This is a genomic window from Coprococcus sp. AF51-11b1 (assembly GCF_027682785.1).
GTDB lineage: Bacteria > Bacillota > Clostridia > Lachnospirales > Lachnospiraceae > Allocoprococcus > Allocoprococcus comes.
Window position 1 is genome coordinate 16,150 of sequence record NZ_JAQCZB010000002.1, and the last position, 23,682, is coordinate 39,831.

Here is a 23,682-nt window from a genome sequence, read left to right on the forward strand (position 1 = left end):
ACAAGGAGGAAGATTTTATGATTCGGCTTCAGGATATTGCAGAAATGGCAGGTGTCAGCCGTACTACGGTATCTAATGTTATAAATGGCAATACCAAAAGAGTTTCCCAGAAAACGATTGATAAAATCACGACTATTCTTAAAGAACAGAACTATGTTCCGCATATGGGTTCCGTGATGCTTTCCGGCCATGGTTCCAGAATTATAGGTGTAGTACTCGGATTTTCTTATGCACATGGCATGCAGTCGCTTCAGGATCCATTTGTGGGAGAACTGATCGGAACGATTCAGATGGAAACGGAAGAAAATGGATATTATGTTATGCTTATTGGCGGTGAAAGTATTCAGAATGTAGTGGATATTGCCTCAAAATGGAATGTAGAGGGATTGCTTATCCTTGGCTACAATGAAGAACAGTATCGCAGTCTTTCGCGCAGATTAAACAAGAAAATGATTCTGATCGATGCTTATCCGGAAGGTGCTTATACGTTCCAGAATGTCGGTATAGATGATTATTCGGGAGGGTATCAGATCGGAGAATACCTGTATTCCTGTGGATATAAGAAAGCATTGTTTGTTGCGGAAACGGAGAGAGACAGTGATTACTATCGGTGGATGGGATTCAAACAGGCGATGGAAAAATCGGGGGGATTCTGCAGTCGTTCCCGATATATAATTATTCCGGGTGAAAAAAGATTGCGTCTCAGAAAATACAGAGAGCTTCTCCCACGTTTTTTAGAAGCAAAAGCACTTGCGTTTTCCTCAGATTATAATGCGATAGAAGCGATAAATTTCTTTTTTGATGAAGGCATCATGGTTCCGGATCAGATTTCTGTTACAGGATATGATGACAGTGTCTACGCAAGTATGGTTCGACCGAAACTGACAACGGTTCATCAGGATGTTCCGCAAAAGGCGCATGTGGCGCTGAAACGTCTGCTGAAATTAATTCAGGGAGAGACACTGGACGAATTAAATATAAAAAATCCAGTCTATCTGGTAAAGAGGGATTCTGTCAGGGAATGACAGGATCCTTTTTTTAACTTTGCATGTATACAGGTAAGCCGGTGGAATGGTCTGGTTGTTTTTGTGCAGACTGTATAAAAACAGGGAATAAACTTTGTTGTCTTTTATAGTTTCGCGAGAAACTCCTTGATTTTGCTAAGATGTATGGGGTATCATGAATAGTGTTGTTACAGGAGCGGTTAAATAATACTAAACAATTATAAACGAGGAGATTTGGCATGGAGAAAAAATGGTGGAAAGAAAGTGTAGTATATCAGATATATCCAAAGAGTTTTAAAGACAGTAACGGTGATGGTGTGGGAGATATCAGAGGAATCATACAGAAACTGGATTACCTTAAAGAACTTGGGGTAAATGTGTTGTGGATTTCTCCGATGCTGGAATCTCCTCAGGACGATAATGGTTATGATATTTCTGATTACCGCAGAATTTATGAAGAATATGGAACGATGGAGGATTACGAGGAATTGTTGTGTGAAGCACACAAAAGATCCATCAGGATTCTGATGGATCTCGTAGTCAACCATACTTCAGATGAACATAACTGGTTTATTGAAAGCAGAAAATCAAAAGATAATCCATATCGTGATTATTATATCTGGAAAGATCCGGTAAACGGAAAAGAACCTAATAACTGGGGCGGAGTATTTGGCGGTTCTGCTTGGGAATATGATCCGCAAACTCAGATGTATTATCTGCATCTGTTTTCAAAAAAACAGCCGGATCTCAATTGGGAAAACGAAAAAGTACGCCAGGAAGTTTATGACATGATGAAATTCTGGTGTGAAAAAGGAATCGATGGCTTCCGAATGGATGTTATCAGTATGATTTCCAAAGATCAGAGATTTCCGGACGGAGAAATGAATAACGGTCTTTATGGGGACTTTGGACCATATTGTGTACATGGTCCAAGGATCCACGAATTCCTTCAGGAAATGAATCAAAAAGTTCTTTCAAAATATGATATCATGACAGTCGGTGAGACCGCAGGAGTTACAATAGAAGAAGCACAGAAATATGCGGGTGATGACCGAAATGAATTGAACATGGTATTCCAATTCGAGCATGTGGAGAGTGGATGCGGAGATTATGGAAAGTGGACAACTGCAAAATATGACTTCAAAGAGTTCAAAAATATTATGATCAAATGGCAGGAAGAACTTCAGGGTAAGGCGTGGAACAGTTTGTTTTTAGGTAATCATGATCAACCGAGAAGTGTCAGCCGTTTTGGAAATGACAATCCGGTATACAGAGAAACCTCCGCAAAAATGCTGGCGACCTGTATTCATATGATGCAGGGAACGCCATATGTATATCAGGGTGAAGAGCTTGGTATGACAAACATTTACTTTGACAAACTGGAAGATTACCGTGATATTGAAAGTATTAATTACTTTGAAGAGTTTACGGAAGCAGGTCTTATGACTCCGGAACACATGATGAAATGTCTGATGCTGAGAAGCCGTGACAATGCGAGAACTCCGATGCAGTGGGACGACAGTAAACAGGCCGGATTCACAGAGGGCGAGCCGTGGATCAAAGTGAATCCGAACTACAAGAAGATCAATGCAGCACAGCAGCTTGAAGATCCGGATTCTGTTTTCCACTACTATCAGAAACTGATCCGATTGCGTAAAGAAAAAGACATTATTGTTTATGGTGAATTTGAACCTCTTTACCGTGAGGATGAACAGATTTTTGCGTACACAAGAAAACAGGATCAGGAAAAGCTTCTGACTGTCTGCAACTTCAGCGATAAGAATGCAGAAGTAGAAGTGCCGGAAGAATTTAAAGGCGCAGAGTGCCTGATCACAAACCTTGGAAGAAAAGAATTTGAAAGAAAAATTGTTCTGAATCCATATGAAGCATTTGTACTATATTATAAACACTAGGTGATAAAGAAATGATTAGAAAATATAGATATGGAACTCCGTTTGATACGGAGGCACTGACTGAAAAGATTGAAACAACTAAGGGCGTTCTCCCGTATGGAGAGGTCAGTCAGGAGGAAGGATTTGTTTTTACTTATATCATGGATGAAGATGACATTGTCTATGGTCTGGGTGAAGCCAATCGTGGAATCAACAAGAGAGGGTACTGTTATATCAGTAATTGTACAGATGATCCGGTACACACAGAGGACAAGCGTTCTCTGTACGGAGCCCACAACTTCATTGTTGTGAGCGGAAAGAGGACGTTTGGATTATTTTTCGACTATCCCTCAAAACTGACCTTTGATATTGGATATGACAGAGAGGATACCCTTAAGGTATCTTGCGAAAATGCTGACTTGGATATCTACGTGCTTGAAGGTGAGAATGCTTATGATATCGTAAAACAGTTCCGCCACGTAATCGGACGCAGCTATATCCCACCGAAGTTTGCCTTTGGTTTCGGACAGAGCCGCTGGGGTTATACGACGAAAGAAGATTTCCGTACTGTCGCAAAAGGATATCGGGAGAATCATATTCCGATCGACATGATTTACATGGATATTGACTATATGCAGTCATTCAAAGATTTCACAGTGAGTGAAGAAAATTTTCCGGATTTTCCGGAATTTGTACAGGAAATGAATGACCAGAGTATTCGCCTGATTCCGATCATTGATGCCGGTGTCAAGGTTGAGCCGGGATATGAGATTTACGAGGAAGGTGTCAAAAACAACTATTTCTGCAAAAGAGAAGACGGAAGTGATTTCGTTGCAGCTGTATGGCCGGGAGATACCCATTTTCCGGATATGCTGAATCCGGAAGCCAGAAAATGGTTCGGGGACAAATATCGTTTTCTGATCGAACAGGGAATAGAAGGTTTCTGGAATGATATGAACGAGCCTGCGATCTTTTATTCTTCCGAAGGCCTTGCAGAGGCAAGAGAACTTGCCGGAGAGTTTGCAAAGGATACCGAAGGCAAGACCCATCCCTGGGAAATGCAGGACAAGATGCTCAGTATTGCGAATAATCCGGAAGACTATAAAAGATTTTATCACAATGTGGATGGCAAAAAGATCCGCCATGACAAAGTACATAATCTTTTTGGTTATAATATGACAAGAGCGGCCGGAGAAGCATTTGAACGCATTGACCCGGAAAAACGTTTTCTGATGTTTTCCAGATCTTCTTACATCGGAATGCATCGTTATGGCGGAATTTGGACCGGAGATAATAAATCCTGGTGGTCACATATCCTTCTTAACCTGAAGATGCTGCCGTCTCTGAATATGTGTGGTTTCCTGTATACAGGTGCTGACCTTGGAGGTTTTGGTGCTGATACAACAAGAGAATTGTTGCTACGTTTTCTCGCACTTGGTGTATTTACACCACTGATGCGTAATCATTCGGCGACGGGAACAAGAGAGCAGGAGTGTTATCAGTTCGAAAATATCGAGGATTTCCGTGCTGTCATTAACACCAGATATCGTCTTGTGCCGTATCTGTACAGCGAGTACATGAAAGCTGCGCTGAGTGATGACATGTATTTTAAGCCGTTAGGGTTTGTTTATCCGGATGACAAGAGAGCAATCCGAGTAGAGGATCAGCTGATGCTCGGAAACGAGATTATGATTGCTCCGGTTTACGAGCAGAACGCAAGAGGCCGTTATGTTTATCTGCCGGAAGAAATGAAATTTGTCAAGTTTCTGCCGGATGGAAGCATTTCGGAAGAGATTCTCGCGAAAGGTATCCATTATGTAGATGTGGCATCAAATGAAGTACCGCTCTTCATTCGAAATGGTAAATGTATCCCGGTTGCAGAAGCGGCAGAGTGTGTGAAGGATATTGATACCGAACATCTGCAGCTTATCGGATACGAAAACAGCAGTTATACCATGTATGAGGATGACGGGATCCGCAAAGATTACGATAAAAAAGAGAATTACCGAGTATTCACAAATTAACGTTTAAGAGTAAAAAAATACTGCCTGAATATCAGAAATGATATTACGAAATCAATAACGGGAGAATGTAATTTGATGTGAATTACATTCTCCCGTTTGATTACCTTGGTATGCAAAAAAAGCTACCAGTTGCAGGTTCTCTTTATATTAAAAATCATATAACCATTTATTCTCAAGCCGCCTGAGTATCCGGCTATCGTCATCTGAAAGTGGTGTAAAAGCATGCGCTTTTTTGCGAACCGGTTCGTCCGGCAGTTTACACGCACCGGAGCAGTGCGCTTCAAAATCAAGGCAGTTATAAACACGTGCGCCGCAGAATGCACAGGTGCGGATGGAATAGACAAACCCTTTATAGTCAGGATTATAAAAATGCTGGTATAAATCTTTATCATAGGAGTGCATCCCATTCCGGCGGACATCCTGACACCATTCCGAAAAATCCTGTGCAGCATAATAAGCGGCGGAAGAAGAAAGATTGAAGAACTGTCCGACTTCATTTACAGATTTCAGATGAGCATAATACATGGCAATGCGCGGAGCCAGAATATTACTTGCAAAATAATTGGCTTCATCTTCATTGGAAGGAAGGTCATTTCTGTGTCTTAAAAGATGATGTCCAAGTTCATGCATCAGCGAAAAACGAATCCGGTTGGCTGATTTCTGGCTGTTGTAAGCAATTAAGTTCAGACTGTTTATACAAAATGCATCCTGAGAATAGGAAATACATAGATTGTAGAGCTCCGGCTTCTTCTTTTGGAGCTCAAGATAGGAATAAACACGAAAACCATATTGCTTCAAAATAGCAAAGCAGTCAATCGGAAAGGAATGGATATTGCAGGTAATCAGCGCATTAGCTGCCACTTTACGAATCTGGTTACAATCCAAAGCAAAGCCTCCTATAAGTCGATTTCAGATAACAGCTGAATGAGTTTCATCTTCTGTGTCGCAGAAAAACCATGACTGCCACGGGCAATCATCTGTTCAATATCTTCATATGATGGCTCTGTGTTATCGGATGTTACTGTAACTGAAGAGCCGAGAAGATAATTCATATCTACGTTGAAAAGCTTCGCAATCTTTTCAAGTGTCTCGAGATCGGGTTCGCGGTTCCCTGTTTCATACATACTGACAGCACTTCGGGAAATGCCGAGCAGATCCGCCATCTGTCCCTGCGTGTAATGATTCTGCATTCTTAAATTCTTAAATATATTGTGAAAATCACCCATTTTGTTACCTCCATATATGACTATAATAGCACGAACTGTGACAAAAGTAAAATGACATATGACACGTTTTGTGAATAAAAGGATTGACACATGACTTCTGTGGCTGTATAACAAAAGTAAGGACACAAAACGTGACAAAAATATAAAATCGACACAGAATGTGAGGTAATATGGATGAAAAGAATAAGAGTAAGAAATATTTCATGGAAAGATTATGGGATTTCCGTACAGACACAAAGAGAACTCAAAGAATTTTGTTTTTTATACGATGAGAAAAAGAAGCGGGGGAACAGCCAGGATCTGGCAGACTGCAAAATGATCGAAGAAGCGGCAAGGGAAAGCAGTGAAGAACTGGCGCCGTATCTTTTGAAAAGTGTTACGGATGATCTAAGCTATGAGTATCTGGAATTTGATGATACGCTGGGACGTATTCCGGTTGGAAAGACAGATTTTTATGGATACAGAAGAAAATTCTATGCGTGTCTGCTGAAAAAAATAGTATAAAAAGAGGGGACAAATCGGGGACAGCAAGAACGTACGTTCGATATACAATAACATCGAACGATACAGATACAGGACAGAGAGAAAGAGAGAAAGATATCTGATACGCGCGTTTTCTGACTGTAATGTTATTGTTCAAATACAAATCAGAACAGATCAGAAGGAGAAGACTATGAAAGAAAAAGTATTACAGGAAATTACAGAAAAACGTGACCGGTATACAAAGCATTTCATGCTGCCTGAAAAAGGAACTGCCGCGGCGGTCTATCCGGAACCGGTTCATTATGAGACGGAAAGTGGATGGGAAGAAATTGATAACCGGCTGGAAGCAGTATCAAAGGATGGAAAAGAGTGCTACCAGAATAAGGCATCTGACTTACAGGTATGTTTTGCAAAGCAGACCGGAGAGAATACGCTTGTAAGCATGGAAAAAGATGGAAAAAAAGTTTCATGGACAATGGAAGAAAATGTGGTATCGGCAAGAAGTGTAAGGCAGGCAAGAACAGGAAAAAGCAGTTTCAGGATTTTAACCGAAGAGGAATTCCCGAAAGGACCAGAAGAACTCTACGAGGAGACATGGAGAAAGGATATTCCGGAGGATGAGCCGGCAGAGGGTTCAGGTGACGAGACGGGGGATGAAGTTACCATCCTTCCACCGGCTTCAGAAGACACCCCGGCAGACGGAGGCAGTGAGGATATGCCGGAAGTCAAAGAAATCCAGCAGAAGATGGGAGTAAAGCATCTGACAAGTGAAGGGATGTATGAAGAAATTCTTCCGGGCGTGGATCTGCATTATACCCTTCAGAGTCAGCGCTTAAAAGAAAATATCCGTCTGAAAACGGCACAGGCTGCAGAGCAGGAGCTGATCTTCCATCTTAGATATACAGATATGGAAATGAAGAAGGAAGAAGACGGCAGTCTGGGACTTTACAGTGAGAATCAGAGAATCTTCTGGTTTGACAAGCCATATATGTATGATGCAAAAGGATGCGTGTCACAGGAAGTGGAACTGCTTATAGAAGCAGAAGAAGGAGGATGCAAAGTTACTGTCAAAGCAGAAAAAGAATGGCTGCTTGCCGATGACAGAAGTTATCCGATTATTATCGATCCGATGACAGAAACCAGTAAAACAAAAACCAATATTGAGGATACCTACATTTTTACAGGCGGAACGGATTCTTCGGCTGACCCGAGTAGTGTTTATGCATATGGCTCTTTTGTGGCAGGGAAGTCAACTGCACTTGGAAACTGCAGGTCATTGCTCCGATTCCGAAATCTGCCGGACATCGGAAAAGGTTCTATCCTGTATGCAGCGACCATGTATCTCTGGCAGTATGAGTATTCCAGTTATGGAATCGCAAAACTTCCGCTTGTTGCAAATGAGATCCTGAATAACTGGACAGAAAAGGATGTGCGCTGGCACAATCAGCCATCTGTATCAGGAAATGTACTGGATTATAAAGAAGTGAAACAGGTACAGAACGGCAATACGATTACGATCACGCCGATCGGGTTTGACGTGACTCGACTGGTAAGACAGTGGTACAATACGGGAAATAATTATGGAATCATGCTGCGCGGTATGTATGAAAATGAAAGCGATCTTACAAAGACAGCGTTTGCCAGATTTTATGCATCGGATTATCCAAAGATTTCAACAGATCAGTTTCCGAGCGGAGTCTTTTATTATCGAAATGTAAACGGACTGGAGGATTATCAGAGCTACCATGAGCAGTCTGCAGGACGTGCGGGAAATGGACATACCAATGACTTTACCGGCAATCAGGTATGGATCCATGAGGATGCAGTGACAACCGGCGGAGCCATGCAGGCAGAGATCAGTCATGTTTATAATTCCAGCGAAGCCGGAACGAATCTCGGACAGGGATACGGATGGAGACTGAGCTGTGTGCAGCGTCTGGACACAACCGGAATCAAAGAATATCCTTATGTATACACAGATGAAGACGGCACAAAGCATTATTTCTATAAAGACACAAATGATGGCAATAAGTTAAAGGATGAAGACGGACTTGGACTTGTGATTACGGTAGAATCCGGGTATGACGACAGCTATGCGAGAACCATGGAAACAAAAGACAGGGTACGGTACTGCTTTGGAAAAGACGGTTATCTGAGATTTGTCAGAGATCTGGATGAAAATCAGATCAAATATGTATATCAGACCAGTTCCGGAAAACAGGTGATCAGCTATGTGGAGGATTCCAGTGGAGCAAGACTGGAGATCCAGTATGAGACAGCAGGAAATACGGTACGTGTATCCGCAGTAAAAGATATGGCAGGCCGCCTTACAAAGTATGCATATGACAGTGCAGGCAATCTGACATCCATTACTTATCCGGATGGAAGGACAAGCAGCTTCGGATATGATGCAAGCCACCGTTTAACCAGTGTGACGAACCCGGATGGATATGGTCTTAAGTATGAGTATAAGAACGACTTCCGTGTACCAAGGGTTAGCCGGATCGCGGAATATGGTTCCGGTAATAAAGCAGGACAGGAGATGAAAGTATCCTACGCGAACGGGAATACTACTGTATTTGAGACTCCGGGATTGGACGGAGAGATTGCACAGACCGGAGATAACCGGAAAATCACCTATCATTTCGACAACATGGGCCGCCCGACCGATGTCATGGATCAGGATGGCTGTGCGAACAATTATACTTATTACACATCCGGAAGCAAGAACCATAAGCTGGACAAAGAAGGAAAGGTTCAGAAGACAGTCTGTCATTTACTGAAGAATCCATTATTTGACAGTGCTTACGGGGATGGAAACTGGTATCAGAAAAATCTGACGAACGGAACCAGAAGCAGTATTGCAAAAGCGGAGGGATATGCAGGAACTAAAAGTGCAAAACTGACCAAAACAGGAGCAGAATCTGAAGAAGGAATCTGTCAGGATGTAACGCTTGAGACGGGAACTTATACCTTTTCCGCATATCTGAAAACAGAGAATGCCGAAAACAGCAGGGCTGGTCTGATGATCCTCATGCCGGATGGAAGCAGAGCAGAAGAAGCTTCTGTAATCTCCGGGACGACAGATCCGGAAATGGAGAACGGATGGGAACGCCATCAGCTGCAGTTTACCTTAGCGGCAGCAGGAAGTGTTACGGTATGTGCCGGTATCACTGAGGGAACAGGAATCCTCTATGTCAGCGGAGCGCAGCTGGAAACAGGAAACGCTGCAAACAAGCTGAACCTGATCACAAATCCGGGATTCGAACTGGGCAGCACAAGTCAGCCGGACTGCTGGAATTATGCAGGAGATGTAACCGGATCCAGAGTTGCCGGTGTGACGGGAAAAGGAAGGTGCGCAACGATCTCCGGACGATGGGACAAGAGCTTATATTGCAGCCAGACGGTCCATGTCAGTGGGAAAAAAGATGAAGTCTACAGTGTGAGCAGCTGGGTAAAAGGATGCGGTATTCCGGGAAAGAAGTTCTCATTGTCAGTAAAAGTAACCGGCACATCCGGAAAAGAAAAATGGCATCATTTTAACTGCAATCCGAACATTCTTGACTGGCAGTTTGTCAGCGGCGTATTCCGTACCGAGGAGGCTTATAAAGAGATCCAGGTATATCTGTATTACGATAACCAGATGAATAAGGTGTACTATGATGGCGTGCAGCTGATACGCGATGACGGGGAAAGCTATGTATACGATGGAGAAGGCAACCTGTCGGGCGCAAAGGATGCAGCAGAGAAATCCGGCTTCAGTTACAACAAACGAGGAAATCTCACCCGGCTTGGAGAAATAGACGGGACATCTTTTGAGTACGGTTATGATGACAAAAATCATCTCAAACTGGCTGCCAATTCAGAAGGTGTCAGATATTCTTTTGAATACAATACAAAGAGAGTCCCAGTAACAGAGATCACAGAAGGAGAGCTGTATTACCTTCGGGAAAAGAGCTCCGGCAACTATATGGATGTGCGGGATGGAAGGACATCCTCCTGGACAACCGTTCAGCTGTTTGCCTTTAACGGTACGGTATCTCAGAGATGGAGAATTACCAAGGCAGAAGAAGGATACTGGAATCTGGAACCGCAGAATGCGCCGGACATGCGGTTAGATCTGAAAGATGCATCGACAGCAGACGGAGCTGCGATCCAGATCTTTGCCGATAATGGAACCGATGCACAGAAATGGAGGATGCAGAAGAACAGTGACGGCACCTGGAAAATTCTGAATAAACTGACGGGGACACAGAAATGCATTACAAACGAAAAGAAGAGTACGGCATCCGGAGAAGCACTGAAACATATAACTGTATCCGACAGCCATGGAGGTCAGAGCTGGTATCTCGAAAAGGTGGCAGACGAAGGGCAGCCGGTCCATATGCGTGTAGAAGGCGGCAGACATCTGAGGGCAGTTACTTCAGAGAGAATCTATTATATCCGTGAAAAAATATCCGGAAACTATCTGGACGTACAGAATGGTGGAACCGATTCCGGATCTGTTATTCAGTTGTTCCCGTTCAATGGAACTAAGGCACAGCAGTGGAAGGTGACAGCATGCGATGACGGATACTTCAAACTGCAGCCGCAGAATGCCCCGGCAATGTGTCTGGATGTGAAAAATGCAAATACGGCAGAAGGAACGGTGATCCAGATATTCGCTGACAATGGAACCGATGCACAGCGATGGAAGCTTCAACCAAAGAGTGACGGAAGTTATCAGATCAGTGAGAAATTCACATCGGATAAAAAGGGTCTGACCAATGAGAAAAAGAGCTCCGAAGCTAAGACTCCGGTGACAAGCTGTACATTGGCAGAAGACAATCCGGGACAGCGCTGGTACTTTGAACCGGCAGATGAAGGAACCGTCTCAGATGTTCCGGCAGACGGGCTGGTAGTAAGTGTACGAGTGCGCCATTCCGGTCAGTATATAGATGTCCATAATTATGGAACAGTGGAAGGCAACCGGGTAAATCAGTATTATAAGAACTGTAAAACGAATCAGATGTTCCGACTCAAAAAGAGAGAAGAGAAGTATTATACGATGGAGCCGCTTCACGCACCTGGAATGGTTCTGGCAAGAGCCACTTCCGCAGACACCCTGATCCTCCAGAAATATACAGCAGGTGCGGCAAACCAGCTGTTTGGTTTTACGGAGATCGAAGAAGGAAAAGGAACCGGATATCTTGTAATCTGTAAAGCAGGAGAAAAAGAACTGACGGTAAAAGGACAATCCTATACAGCGGGAACAGAGCTGGTATTTTCTGATCATTCCGGCACACCGACCTATAAATGGTGGATTCTGGAAAGCTACAGTGACCGCATGGAATCTTCGATGGAATATACTTCCGATGGAAGACAGGTCAAAAAGATCACGGATGGAAGAGGATACAGCAATACCTATGCCTATGATGAAAAGAATCGTCTGCTGACTTCTGTTACGGATGCGGAAGGATATACGACCACCTATGATTATGACAAAAATACAGATCAGCTGATCCGTGTAAGGAAGAATGCAGATGGAAAAGATTATGTGCTTCAGTACACTTACGAACAGGATAAGATCAAAACGATCACACGAAATGGCGTCACTTATGGTTATGCTTATGATGCATATGGAAACCAGACCGGTGTTACCTTGAATGGAAAGATTCTGAAGGAAGTGACCTACAGAAATAAAAACGGGCTGGAAGATCGGCTGACTTTTGCAACAGGAGAAACGCTCCGCAATGTCTACGATGCGGAAGAACGCCTGACCGGGCAGTATCTGATCCATAAAGATGATACAGAAGAAAAGCTTTTCACCAATGTGTATGATCATTATGGAAATATTGCAGTCCACAAAGATGAGCGGACACAGCTGGAAACCCGCTATCAGTATGACCTGATCGGAAGACTTCTGGAGAGCAGATCCACTGATGGATTGAAGGTGAAAGTCGCCTATGATGACAAGAACCGGGTGGCACAGAAGCAGTACCGTGTGGACGGAACCGGACATCAGACCAGGTATCTCTATGGAGACGTGGCAAAACAACAGAAACCGGGACTTGGATATGGCGTACAGGTAGACGGAAAGACCTGTATCGAGTATGCATATGACCTGCTGGGACGCTGTGAGAAGAAAACACAGATCTATCCGTCCGGCAAAAAGAAGGAGATCACATATACATATGTGCCGGGAGCAAAAGAAGGAACCACAACAGCACTGATAGGCACGATCACGGAAAATGGAAAAGAGACTGCTTACACATATGACGGACGTGGTAACATTCTGGAAATCTGTACAAAAGCACTGGATACAGGAAAAGTAACGGATCATATGCTCTATACTTACAATGGAATGAATCAGGTGATCCGGGAAGAAGATGCAGTCAGAGGAACCACTTATACCTATACGTATGATCTGGGAGGAAATCTTCTGGAAAACAAGAAATATGATCGGGTTAATGGAGTGGAAGAGCTGAGAGGCACGGATACCTATACCTACAGCTCAGGCTGGAAAGACCAGCTGACCTCTTTCAATGGAAAGGCTATAACCTATGATGCGATGGGAAATCCGCTTTCCTATATGGGAATGAACCTGACCTGGGAAAAGGGACGGCAGTTAAAGACTCTGAAGAAGAGCGGAACACTCAGCCAGTACATTTATGACAATGACGGAAGAAGAATCCGGAAAACCGTTGGAGACAAGGTAACGCACTTCTATCTGGATGGGGATAAGATCATAGCTCAGAAAGAAGAAGGCGGAGAGAGAATGGACTTCCTGTATGATGAGAAAGGGACACCGTTTGCCTTTGAGTATCAGGGAAAAATGTACTTCTACCAGACCAATCTTCAGGGAGACATCATCGGGATTGTTGACAGTAAAGGAAGTCAGGTTGTAGTATATAGATATGATGCATGGGGAGAAGTTCTGGTGTCATCAGATGCATCAGGATTCGGTCTTTCCAAGATCAATCCGCTGCGATACAGAGGCTACTATTACGATCAGGAGACGGGACTGTACTATTTGCAGACAAGATACTACGACCCGAAGGTGAGAAGATTCCTGAATGTAGATGATACGAGTGTACTGACGAAGGATCCAGAGCAGCTGACGGAGAAGAATCTGTATGCTTACTGTGATGATAATCCGGTGATGTATCGGGATGATGCTGGGATGTTTGATATTGTGTCAGGAATATTTGGTGCAGTAACCAACGTGGCAACAACTTATTTTGCAGCAAAAGTAACCGGTCAGGAGTGTGGAGTTGGAGATTTATTAATTGCAGCAACGGCAGGTTTTGTAGGTGGTTTGTTAATGAATAATTTCTATGCAACATTGGCAAATGCATGTATATCAGGAGCAGGAACAATTTTTTATAGTATTTGGTGTGGAGATGATTTGAGAACAGCATTATGGAAAGGCGGAACAACGGCATTATGTACAGCAGTTAGTGTCAATTTATTTATAGGAGTAAAAACAGATATATCTGGAATTGCAGATACAGTTGCAACCACTGTTTTTGGAGTGGGGAATGGATTGATTACAGCAGGGGCAGTGGGTGCATTATCGTATCGAAAGGCAAGTAACAAGAAAAATTATACACAAAATAAAAGAAAGTCAAATCCTGTGCTTAAAAAGAATTCAAAGACAAAAAAACAACAGGAGAGGGCTCGAAAATATTTTATGTTTAAAATGAATCAATTGAGAGAGAGATAAAAGTAATATAAAAATGGAACAAGAAAAAAGTAATGATGTATTGGTTGTAAAATCAGATAAGGAATGGATGCGTTATATTTACAGAGATAAAACAGTTGCATTATTGATGAGCATGGTATTGCTTAGTGGAACTTGGGTAGGTATATTTTTGTATGGCGTATCAAATGGAACAGTAAAAAAAACTAGTAATATAATATTATTTATCTTTGCGTTTATGATTATAGCAGAAACTATAGTTATATTATTAGATATTTATCGGTATTGGCGTGATATAGGACGGGAATTAGTATTAGATGAAACAGGCATTTTAGCCAAATTGTTGTTTTATGAAAAAAAGTATCAATGGAGCGATTTTAAAATTAAACAATTACGAAGTAATTTAGGAGAATACTATGATGAAGGGATGTTCTTTGCAATATATAAACGCCAACCGAGAACATATAGTAAGTGTGAATTTTTTCCAATAAGATATCCTTTTGGAAGCTTTAAGATTAATTTTAAAATGCATAAACCAATTATACTTCAGACAAGGTATTTATCTTGGAGTATAAATGGTGAAATAATGGCGGTCGAGAAGGAGGAGTTGCTTTCCAAATTAAAAGAATGGGGAGTTGATTTTGAAACAGAGCGCCCGAAAAACTTTGATATTTTTCAAGATAAAAAGGGAAGATTACAGTCCAGAAGAAATGGAACTGCCTGGATCTTACTCGCGGCAGCTGTTTGGCTTTTACTACTGATATCTATTGTATATCCGATTTTTATCTGGAAGAATCCAGTACTGATTGCTATTTTTATTCCATTTTTTATTGCTCTTGTTCCGGTTTATGTGGTAGTCACCAGTAGAAAAAGTTACCGTTTAAAGATGGATGAAAAAGGCTGTATCCGGAAGTTTCTTTTCCTGTCAAAACGTTATTTGTGGAAGGATTTGCGGGTAAAACTGGTTGCATCGGAGGAAAGCCATTGTGGAGAGGGAGTTTTATTCATCAAGAAAAAATCTGGGAATAGCAGTTCTGCAAGTGAAACTTTCAGCTATGCATCTTTGCACCCATACAGCAGCTTTGTAGCAAACTTTGAAGTGTTTGGGAAAATGTATGGAGAGAAGGATGCGTTGCATGAGATTAACAAGGAGCTGTTTCTGGAAAAAATGAAAGAATGGGGAGTGGAGGTAGAAGGACTGCCGAAAGAAGAGTAAAAAATTAAAGACAGAGTTAGAAAGCAGTTGGCTCCTTGGATGAGTGTAAAAGTTATGTTTTACATTTCAAAAGATCAGAGCCAACTGCTTTTTGTTGAAGGAGAAGATTTATACTGCCGTTTGGTGATGAAATGGAGAGATTAAAATGAGACAAAAGATATTTATAGCAGGAAGTGCGCTGATCAGTCTGGTAGTGAACTTATTCGGTGGATGGGATACAGCGCTTGAAACGTTGATCCTGTTTATGGGAATTGACTGGTTTACCGGAGGGATTTTATTGCCGGTTGTATTTAAAAAGAGCCCGAAATCAAAAAGCGGGACATTGGAAAGCAGAGCAGGGTGGAAAGGACTATGTAGAAAAGGGATGGTGTTGTTATTTGTATTGATTGCAGTAAGACTGGATCTGCTGATGGGAACAAGTTATCTGAGGGATACAGTATGTATTGCGTTTATAGCAAATGAAGCAGTGTCAATTGTGGAGAATGCAGGACTGATGGGAGTACCGATACCGGAGGTGATTTGCAAGACGATCGAAGTGTTGGAGGAGAAAGGGAAAGGTTCTGAAGGAAGTAATTTGCAGAAATAAAAACGGGCTGGAAGACTCCCTCAGGGAGATATCATCGGGATTGTTGACAGTAAAGGAAGCCAGGTTGTAGTATATAGATATGATGCATGGGGAGGACTTCTGGTGTCATCAGATGCTTCAGGATTCGGTCTTGCACAGATCAATCCGCTACGTTACAGAGGCTACTATTACGATCAGGAGACGGGACTGTATTATCTGCAGACAAGATACTATGACCCGAAGGTGAGAAGATTCCTGAATGCAGATGACGCAAGTGTACTGACGAAGGATCCAGAGCAGCTGACGGAGAAGAATCTGTATGCTTACTGTGATGATAATCCGGTGATGTATCGGGATGATGCTGGGATGTTTGTAATTACAGCAGCTCAAGTGGGGCTTGGTGTACTCGGAATGGTAACAAACGTGGCAACATGTTATATTGCTGCAAAGGCAACGGGACAGGAGTTTGGAATTGGAGACTTGGTAATTGCTGCCGCAGCTGGTTTCGTTGGTGGTTGCATAAAAAATAATTTTTATGCAACAGTAGCTAGTATTCTTATATCAGGAGTGGGAACTACTTTTTATAGTTTATTTTGTGGAGATAATTTGAAAACAGCATTATGGAAAGGTGGAATGACGATAGTATGTACGGCTGTAAGTGTTAGTTCATTAATAGGAGTGAAGTCAGATATACCTATAGTAGTGAATAAAATATCAACAGGCATTTTTGGAATGGGAAATAGTTTGACTACAACAAGTATAGTGGCATCATTTTCACATCAAAAAACAAATACGAAGAAAAATCATACGCAGAATCAAAGAAAGTCAAAATCAATAAATAAAAATAGTGGAAAGAAGCAAAAAGAGAGAGCGTTAAGGTATTTTATATTTAAGATGAATCAATTGAGAGAAAGATAAAAGCAATATAAGTATGGAAAGAGCAAAGATTTATTTGCTCTTTCTGTGAAAGGTCAGGTAATGGAACAAAAAGAAAATAGCGAAATAATAGTTATAAAATCAGATAAGGAATGGATACAGGAAATAAAGGCTGATACGACGTCACATGTTATTGGTAGTGTGGGGATAATAGCAGGGATTAGTTTTGTTTTGTTATATCCATCATCGGTGCCTAAATGGGAAATAGAATTATTAAGCAGTCCTTTGATAATAGTTACAATATTATTCATATTAGATATTTATCGTATTTGGCGAAATATAGGACGAGAATTAGTATTGGATAAAACGGGGATTTTGATTAAGTTATGGTTTAAAGAAAAAAAGTATGGTTGGAATGATTTTAAATTCAGACAAGTACGAAAAAATATAGGAGAGTATTGTTATGATGAGGGATTATTTCTTACGAAGCACAAGCATCAACCGAGACAAAACAGTAATTGTGAACTTTTTTCCATAAGATATCCTTCTGGCAGTGTTGTTATTAATTTTAAGATGCATAGACCTATTTTGGCTAATCAAAAAACTCAGCAATATATAAATGCTGAAATAATGGCGGTCGAAAAAGAAGAGCTGCTTTCAAAATTAAAAGAATGGGGAGTTGATTTTGAAACAGAGCGACCGAAAAACTTTGATATTTTTCAGGACAAAAAGGGAAGATTACAGTCCAGAAGAAATGGAACCGCCTGGATCTTACTCGCGGCAGCTGTTTGGCTTTTACTACTGATATCTATTGTATATCCGATTTTTATCTGGAAGAATCCAGTACTGATTGCTATCTTTATTCCATTTTTTATAGCTCTTGTTCCAGTTTATGTGGTAGTAACCAGTAGAAAAAGTTACCGTTTAAAGATGGATGAAAAAGGCTGTATCCGAAAGTTTCTTTTCCTGTCAAAACGTTATTTGTGGAAGGATTTGCGGGTAAAACTGGTTGCATCGGAGGAAAGTCATTGCGGAGAGGGCGTTTTATTCATCAAGAAAAAATCTGGGAATAGCAGTTCTGCAAGTGAAACTTTCAGCTATGCATCTTTGCATCCATACAGCAGCTTTGTAGCAAACTTTGAAGTGTTTGGAAAAATGTATGGGGAGAAGGATGCTCTGCATGAGATTAGTAAAGAGTTGTTTCTGGAAAAAATGAAAGAATGGGGAGTAGAGGTAGAAGGGCTGCCGAAAGCAGAGTAGGTGATGAGGAAATGGAAGAAGAAAAACTATACACAAAGTCAAAAAAAGACAAATACAGTGTTAAAAAATAGAACAAAGAAACAGCGGGAAAAAGTATGGAAGCATTTTATATTTAAGATGAATCAGCTGCGGTATAGATAAAATAGTATGTAGAAAGGGGCTGTGAAAAAAACATAGTCCCCCTTTCTTTAGAAGGAAAGAAAATGGAAAAAGATCAGGAGAAGTTAATTATACAATCAGATCAAGAGTGGATAGGCTATCTTATTGGAAAAATTTTTAGTATTGTAATAAGTGTAGTACTAATTTGTGTAATGTTAATATATTTTGTATTGACAGATATTATGAGAACAAAACAGGATGTGCAGAAATTAATATTTATGTTGACAATATTGGTCTTATTAGTGCTATCAAATATTTATCGATATTGGAGAAACATAGGAAGAGTTTTGATTTTAGACAAAACAGGTGTTTTGGCAAAAATGTGGTTTTACAAGAAAAAATATAAATGGAGTGATTTAAAAATTAAACAATTACGAAAAAATTTAGGGAAGTATTATGAAGAGGGAGTATTTCTTGCTGCGTATAATTATCAACCGAAACAAGATAGTAACTGTGAATTTTTTAATATAAGATATCCTTTTGAAAGTTTTAATATTAATTTTAAGATGCATAAACCAATTTTAGTCGAAACTAATTGGACTAAATATATAAATGGAGAAATGATGGCAGTCGAAAAAGAAGAGTTACTTTCAAAACTAAAAGAATGGGGAGTGGATTTTGAAACAGAGCGCCCGAAAAACTTTGATATTTTTCAGGACAAAAAGGGAAGATTACAGTCCAGAAGAAATGGAATCGTCTGGATTTTACTCGCGACAGCTGTTTGGCTTTTACTTTTAGGTTTTATCATATATCCGATTTTTATCTGGAAGAATCTAGTACTGATTGCTATCTTTATTCCATTTTTTATTGCTCTTGTTCTGGTTTATGTGGTAGTCACCAGCAGAAAAAGTTACCGTTTAAAGATGGATGAAAAAGGCTGTATCCGAAAGTTTCTTTTCCTGTCAAAACGTTATTTGTGGAAGGATTTGCGGGTAAAACTGGTTGCATCGGAGGAAAGCCATTGTGGAGAGGGAGTTTTATTCATCAAGAAAAAATCTGGGAATAGCAGTTCTGCAAGTGAAACTTTCAGCTATGCATCTTTGCACCCATACAGTAGCTTTGTAGCAAACTTTGAAGTGTTTGGGAAAATGTATGGGGAGAAGGATGCGTTGCATGAGATTAACAAAGAGCTGTTTCTGGAAAAAATGAAAGAATGGGGAGTGGAGGTAGAAGGACTGCCGAAAGAAGAGTAGGTGATGAGGAAATGGAAGAAGAAAATAATAGAATATTGGTTGTAAAATCAGATGAAAAATGGATGAAATGCAATATTATAGCTGTGATCGAAATAGGAGTATGTTGGATGGTTTCGATAATTTCTGGTGATGTAATATTCATAGTTTTTTTAGGAATTCTATTATCTACCATTTCGCTATGGATATTATGGAGCGAAGGAAAAGTTTTGATTTTAGATGAAACAGGATGTACTGTAAAATTTTTAAAGTATAAAAAATATATGAAGTGGGATGAGATAGAAACAAAACAGTTAAGAGTAAATATGGGAATGTATTACGAAGGGGTATTGCTTTCCAGGTGCAAGGAAAAACCTCCGAATACAGGGAAGAGTGATTGGTATGTTTTAAAACATCCGTTAAGTAGTTTTCAAGTGAATTTTACAGGTATGCATAATCCGCATTTGTCGCCTAATAGATACGTTTCAGTAAAAGCAGAAATGTGCGCTATTGATAAAGAACTTTTTTTGAAGAAAATGGAAGAATGGGGAGTTAAAATAGATTCTGTTCGTACATTAGATAGAAAAATATTCTTTGATAAAAAAGGGAAAATGCAAACAAAAAGGAATGGTTATGGCTGGAAATGTCTGACATTCTGTCTTGGAATTGTATTAATATATTTATTGGAATTATTTATCTTTGTATTAAAAAGTGGTGTACTGATAGTGGTATTTAGTCCGTTTCTTATTGCGTTATTTATTATTTTGAGTATTGTTTGCCTTGAAAAAAGTTATATTTTAAAGATGGATAAAAAAGGCTGTACCCGAAAGGTTTTCTTCCTGTCAAAACGTTATCCGTGGAAGGATTTGCGGGTAAAACTGGTTGCATCGGAGAAAAGTCATTGTGGAGAGGGTGTTTTATTCATCAAGAAAAAATCTGGGAATAGTAGTTCTGCAAGTGAAACTTTCAGTTATGCATCGTTGCATCCATACAGTAGCTTTGTAGCAAACTTTGAGGTGTTTGGAAAGATGTATGGAGAGAAGGATGCTCTGCATGAGATTAGTAAAGAGTTGTTTCTGGAAAAAATGAAAGAATGGGGAGTGGAGGTAGAAGGACTGCAGAAAGAAGAGTAAAAATTAAAAACAGAGTTAGAAAGCAGTTGGCTCCTTGGATGAGTGTAAAAGTTATATTTTACATTTCAAAAGGGTGGCGGCTGGTGTTGCAGCAGTGCCATATCTTAAGAAGAAAACATATGGTTCATCAATAAAAAATAATAATCAAGTACATTATAAGAATACGCTGAATAAAAGTCGTCAAACTACAGTGAATAAAACAAGAAGACAACAAGCTTGGAAACACTTTTTATTTAAAATGAACCAATTAAAACCATATTAATCATATGGGGAGATTGTCCGAAAACTCAAACGTCAGATTTAAATGTGGAAGTTAATAATCAATTTGCAATAGAATTAAAGAAAGATGAGGAGTCGGAAGACAGTTTAGCTATTCATTCTAAGCCAAAAGTGGATGATGTAAACTATGCTGGATTAGTTTTCGGACAGTCTGTGAGGGAAAGAAATGGAGAGGTGCTGTAAATGGCTGATGATCAATTAGTAGTAAAATCAGATCATAACTGGTTACAAACAATGATAGTGTATGCCGGTTCCATCGTTTTGTATTGTTCCATAATAATATTTTATAAAGGAAAAGGGAAGGTAGATTTTGAGTCTATAGTATTAGATCTGATATTGATTATAGTTGCAATAATGGTGATTCTTTGGTTTTGGTGGGAGGGAGGAAAAACTATAATTTTATCCAAAGATGGATGTATAGTTAAATTTGTAAACTATAAAAAGTATTATGCGTGGAATGAATTGGAAGTTTGTCAATTACGATGTGACTTTTTTAGATATGAAGAAGGAGTATTATTTGCAAGAAAATCCGATAAATTTCTCCAAAATGGTTATAGCGTAAGAAAATATATGACAGTGCATCCATTTAGTAGCTTTTGCGTAAACTTTAAAGGAAGATATAATTTAGCGCAAAGAACGCAAGGATATAGTATGAAATTAGAGGTTTGCCCAATTGACAGAGAACTGTTCTTTGAAAAAATGAAAGAATGGGGAGTAACCATTGAAGCTGTAAGAGTGATGGATGAGGCTGTATTTTATGACAAGTTAGGAGAGATCTGCACAAGACGAAATGGATATGGATGGAAAATACTTTCATTTGTTCTAGTATTGATAATATGTGCGTGTTTAATGTTTCCAATTCTTGTATTAAAAGATATGGGCACGCTATTTATTTCAATTCCATTTAGCATTATTTTTCTAATAATTTACATAGTAATAACCAGCAGAAAAAGTTATCGTTTAAAGATGGATGAAAAAGGCTGTATCCGAAAATTTCTTTTCCTGTCAAAACGTTATCTGTGGAAGGATTTGCGAGTAAAACTGGTTGCATCGGAGGAAAGCCATTGTGGAGAGGGTGTTTTATTCATTAAGAAAAAATCTGGGAATAGCAGTTCTGCAAGTGAAACTTTCAGCTATGCGTCGTTGCATCCATATAGCAGCTTTGTAGCAAACTTTGAGGTGTTTGGAAAAATGTATGGAGAGAAAGATGCTCTGCATGAGATTAGTAAAGAGCTGTTTCTGGAAAAAATGAAAGAATGGGGAGTGGAGGTAGAAGGACTGCCGAAAGAAGAGTAAAAAACTAAAAACAGAGTTAGAAAGCAGTTGGCTCCTTGGATGAGTGTAAAAGTTATGTTTTACATTTTAAAAGAAAGTCAAATCCTGTGGTTAAAAAGAGTTCAAAGACAAAAAAACAACAGGAGAGGGCTCGAAAATATTTTATGTTTAAAATGAACCGATTGAGAGAGTGATAAAAGCAATATGTAGACAGGAAGAGCGGAGAAAGATTCGCTCTTCCTGTAAAAAGGTAATCAAAATGGGACAGGAGAAAGATGTATTAATTATAAAATCGGATAAAAAGTGGAAAGACTTTTTTATAGACAGTATATGCGGATTTAGTATTTGTTTGATAGGGTTTGACATATTTTTGCTATATTGTGCAGTGAATATGCCGGATCCTAATAAGGAAGAGGGTAGAGCGATGAGCATTGTGTTTGCGATTGCCTATTCAATAGTGATAATCTTGCGTATTTATCTGCTTTGTCGAAATATAGATCGAGAGTTGATCTTGGATAAAACGGGAGTTTTGGTTAAAACATGGCTTTATAAAAGAAAGTATACATGGGAGGAATTTAAAATTAAACAATTGAGAATAAATGTGGGGGAATATTGTTATGATGAAGCCTTGTTTTTGGCAGCATGTAAGCATCAGCCGAGGCAAAGCAGTAATTGTGAACTTTTTCCAATAAGACATCCAATAGGGAGTTTCTGTATTAATTTCAAAATGCATAGACCAATATTAGCGGGGCAAAGATATTCTATTTATATAAACGGTGAAATAATGGCGGCAGAGAAGGAAGAGCTGCTTTCCAAATTAAAAGAATGGGGAGTGGATTTTGAAACAGAGCGACCGAAAAACTTTGATATTTTTCAGGACAAAAAGGGAAGATTACAGTCCAGAAGAAATGGAACCGCCTGGATCTTACTTGCGGCAGCTGTTTGGCTTTTACTTTTAGGTTTTATCATATATCCAATCTTTATCTGGAAGAATCTAGTACTGATTGCTATCTTTATTCCATTTTTTATTGCTCTTGTTCCGGTTTATGTGGTAGTAACCAGCAGAAAAAGCTATCGTTTAAAGATGGATGAGAAAGGCTGTATCCGAAAGTTTCTTCTCCTGTCAAAACGTTATCTGTGGAAGGATTTGCGGGTAAAACTGATTGCATCGGAGGAAAGTCATTGTGGAGAGGGTGTTTTATTTATCAAGAAAAAATCTGGGAACAGCAGTTCTGCAAGTGAAACTTTCAGCTATGCGTCATTGCATCCATATAGCAGCTTTGTAGCAAATTTTGAAGTGTTTGGAAAAATGTATGGGGAGAAGGATGCTCTGCATGAGATTAGTAAAGAGCTGTTTCTGGAAAAAATGAAAGAATGGGGAGTAGAGGTAGAAGGACTGCCGAAAGAAGAGTAAAAAACTAAAATTAAAATAATTCGCAA

General features: G+C 39.9%; 17 protein-coding genes. 15 read left to right on the top strand and 2 right to left on the bottom strand.

The features are described from left to right. The first annotated feature begins 17 nt into the window (after positions 1-17). The 3 genes from PGY05_RS02575 (at position 18) to PGY05_RS02585 (ending at position 4,920) form a co-directional block, all read left to right on the top strand. A complete protein-coding gene (locus tag PGY05_RS02575) occupies positions 18-1,025 on the top strand; it encodes a LacI family DNA-binding transcriptional regulator (RefSeq protein WP_270475300.1) in 1,008 nt (335 codons plus the stop codon). A 218-nt stretch (positions 1,026-1,243) separates the two neighbouring features. Next, the gene (locus PGY05_RS02580) at positions 1,244-2,917 is read left to right on the top strand and encodes a glycoside hydrolase family 13 protein (protein ID WP_270475301.1); all 1,674 of its coding nucleotides are present in this window, start codon (positions 1,244-1,246) and stop codon (positions 2,915-2,917) included. An 11-nt stretch (positions 2,918-2,928) separates the two neighbouring features. Beyond that, positions 2,929-4,920, top strand: a complete 1,992-nt coding sequence (locus PGY05_RS02585) for a glycoside hydrolase family 31 protein (protein ID WP_270475302.1) — start codon at positions 2,929-2,931, stop codon at positions 4,918-4,920. Positions 4,921-5,067: 147 nt separating this feature from the next. On the opposite strand, the gene PGY05_RS02590 is transcribed toward PGY05_RS02585, so the two are convergent. Both PGY05_RS02590 and PGY05_RS02595 read right to left on the bottom strand, forming a co-directional pair. Continuing rightward, complete coding sequence (locus tag PGY05_RS02590) at positions 5,068-5,805, bottom strand: ImmA/IrrE family metallo-endopeptidase (RefSeq protein WP_173687190.1); 738 nt, start codon at positions 5,803-5,805, stop codon at positions 5,068-5,070. An 11-nt stretch (positions 5,806-5,816) separates the two neighbouring features. After that, positions 5,817-6,146, bottom strand: coding sequence for a helix-turn-helix domain-containing protein (locus PGY05_RS02595; RefSeq protein ID WP_195230927.1), 330 nt, complete (start codon positions 6,144-6,146; stop codon positions 5,817-5,819). A gap of 174 nt (positions 6,147-6,320) precedes the next feature. Between PGY05_RS02595 and PGY05_RS02600 the strand changes: the two genes are divergently transcribed. The 12 genes from PGY05_RS02600 (at position 6,321) to PGY05_RS02655 (ending at position 23,656) form a co-directional block, all read left to right on the top strand. Further along, positions 6,321-6,650: a hypothetical protein gene (locus PGY05_RS02600; protein ID WP_195368740.1), complete on the top strand. Its 330-nt coding sequence runs from the start codon at positions 6,321-6,323 to the stop codon at positions 6,648-6,650. Between the two features lie 169 nt (positions 6,651-6,819). Then, entirely contained in the window at positions 6,820-14,334 is a 7,515-nt protein-coding gene (locus PGY05_RS02605; protein WP_270475304.1) for an RICIN domain-containing protein, read from the top strand. 13 nt (positions 14,335-14,347) lie between these two features. Further along, positions 14,348-15,526, top strand: a complete 1,179-nt coding sequence (locus tag PGY05_RS02610) for a hypothetical protein (protein ID WP_270475305.1) — start codon at positions 14,348-14,350, stop codon at positions 15,524-15,526. Between the two features lie 145 nt (positions 15,527-15,671). Then, positions 15,672-16,112, top strand: coding sequence for a phage holin family protein (locus tag PGY05_RS02615; protein WP_195413286.1), 441 nt, complete (start codon positions 15,672-15,674; stop codon positions 16,110-16,112). A 102-nt stretch (positions 16,113-16,214) separates the two neighbouring features. Further along, a complete protein-coding gene (locus tag PGY05_RS02620) occupies positions 16,215-17,009 on the top strand; it encodes an RHS repeat-associated core domain-containing protein (protein ID WP_270475306.1) in 795 nt (264 codons plus the stop codon). 60 nt (positions 17,010-17,069) lie between these two features. Beyond that, positions 17,070-18,227, top strand: a complete 1,158-nt coding sequence (locus tag PGY05_RS02625) for a hypothetical protein (protein WP_270475307.1) — start codon at positions 17,070-17,072, stop codon at positions 18,225-18,227. Between the two features lie 203 nt (positions 18,228-18,430). Next, positions 18,431-19,579 carry a hypothetical protein gene (locus PGY05_RS02630; protein WP_270475308.1) on the top strand — a complete coding sequence of 383 codons (1,149 nt, stop codon included), beginning with the start codon at positions 18,431-18,433 and terminating at the stop codon, positions 19,577-19,579. Between the two features lie 11 nt (positions 19,580-19,590). Continuing rightward, positions 19,591-20,688 carry a hypothetical protein gene (locus PGY05_RS02635; protein WP_270475309.1) on the top strand — a complete coding sequence of 366 codons (1,098 nt, stop codon included), beginning with the start codon at positions 19,591-19,593 and terminating at the stop codon, positions 20,686-20,688. Between the two features lie 34 nt (positions 20,689-20,722). Continuing rightward, the gene (locus PGY05_RS02640) at positions 20,723-20,950 is read left to right on the top strand and encodes a hypothetical protein (RefSeq protein ID WP_147339273.1); all 228 of its coding nucleotides are present in this window, start codon (positions 20,723-20,725) and stop codon (positions 20,948-20,950) included. A gap of 44 nt (positions 20,951-20,994) precedes the next feature. After that, positions 20,995-21,150, top strand: coding sequence for a hypothetical protein (locus PGY05_RS02645; RefSeq protein WP_270475310.1), 156 nt, complete (start codon positions 20,995-20,997; stop codon positions 21,148-21,150). Further along, on the top strand, positions 21,151-22,263 hold the full coding sequence (locus PGY05_RS02650; RefSeq protein WP_270475311.1) for a hypothetical protein: 1,113 nt from the start codon (positions 21,151-21,153) through the stop codon (positions 22,261-22,263). A 763-nt stretch (positions 22,264-23,026) separates the two neighbouring features. After that, positions 23,027-23,656, top strand: a complete 630-nt coding sequence (locus PGY05_RS02655) for a hypothetical protein (RefSeq protein ID WP_270475312.1) — start codon at positions 23,027-23,029, stop codon at positions 23,654-23,656. Positions 23,657-23,682: the final 26 nt, after the last annotated feature.

Coding starts and splice junctions, on each gene's coding strand:
- PGY05_RS02615 (WP_195413286.1), top strand. CDS start 15,672: ATGAGACAAAAGATATTTATAGCAGGAAGTGCGCTGATCAGTCTGGTA.
- PGY05_RS02625 (WP_270475307.1), top strand. CDS start 17,070: ATGGAACAAAAAGAAAATAGCGAAATAATAGTTATAAAATCAGATAAG.
- PGY05_RS02605 (WP_270475304.1), top strand. CDS start 6,820: ATGAAAGAAAAAGTATTACAGGAAATTACAGAAAAACGTGACCGGTAT.
- PGY05_RS02575 (WP_270475300.1), top strand. CDS start 18: ATGATTCGGCTTCAGGATATTGCAGAAATGGCAGGTGTCAGCCGTACT.
- PGY05_RS02580 (WP_270475301.1), top strand. CDS start 1,244: ATGGAGAAAAAATGGTGGAAAGAAAGTGTAGTATATCAGATATATCCA.
- PGY05_RS02655 (WP_270475312.1), top strand. CDS start 23,027: ATGGCGGCAGAGAAGGAAGAGCTGCTTTCCAAATTAAAAGAATGGGGA.
- PGY05_RS02650 (WP_270475311.1), top strand. CDS start 21,151: ATGGCTGATGATCAATTAGTAGTAAAATCAGATCATAACTGGTTACAA.
- PGY05_RS02585 (WP_270475302.1), top strand. CDS start 2,929: ATGATTAGAAAATATAGATATGGAACTCCGTTTGATACGGAGGCACTG.
- PGY05_RS02635 (WP_270475309.1), top strand. CDS start 19,591: ATGGAAGAAGAAAATAATAGAATATTGGTTGTAAAATCAGATGAAAAA.
- PGY05_RS02610 (WP_270475305.1), top strand. CDS start 14,348: ATGGAACAAGAAAAAAGTAATGATGTATTGGTTGTAAAATCAGATAAG.
- PGY05_RS02630 (WP_270475308.1), top strand. CDS start 18,431: ATGGAAAAAGATCAGGAGAAGTTAATTATACAATCAGATCAAGAGTGG.
- PGY05_RS02595 (WP_195230927.1), bottom strand. CDS start 6,146: ATGGGTGATTTTCACAATATATTTAAGAATTTAAGAATGCAGAATCAT.
- PGY05_RS02600 (WP_195368740.1), top strand. CDS start 6,321: ATGAAAAGAATAAGAGTAAGAAATATTTCATGGAAAGATTATGGGATT.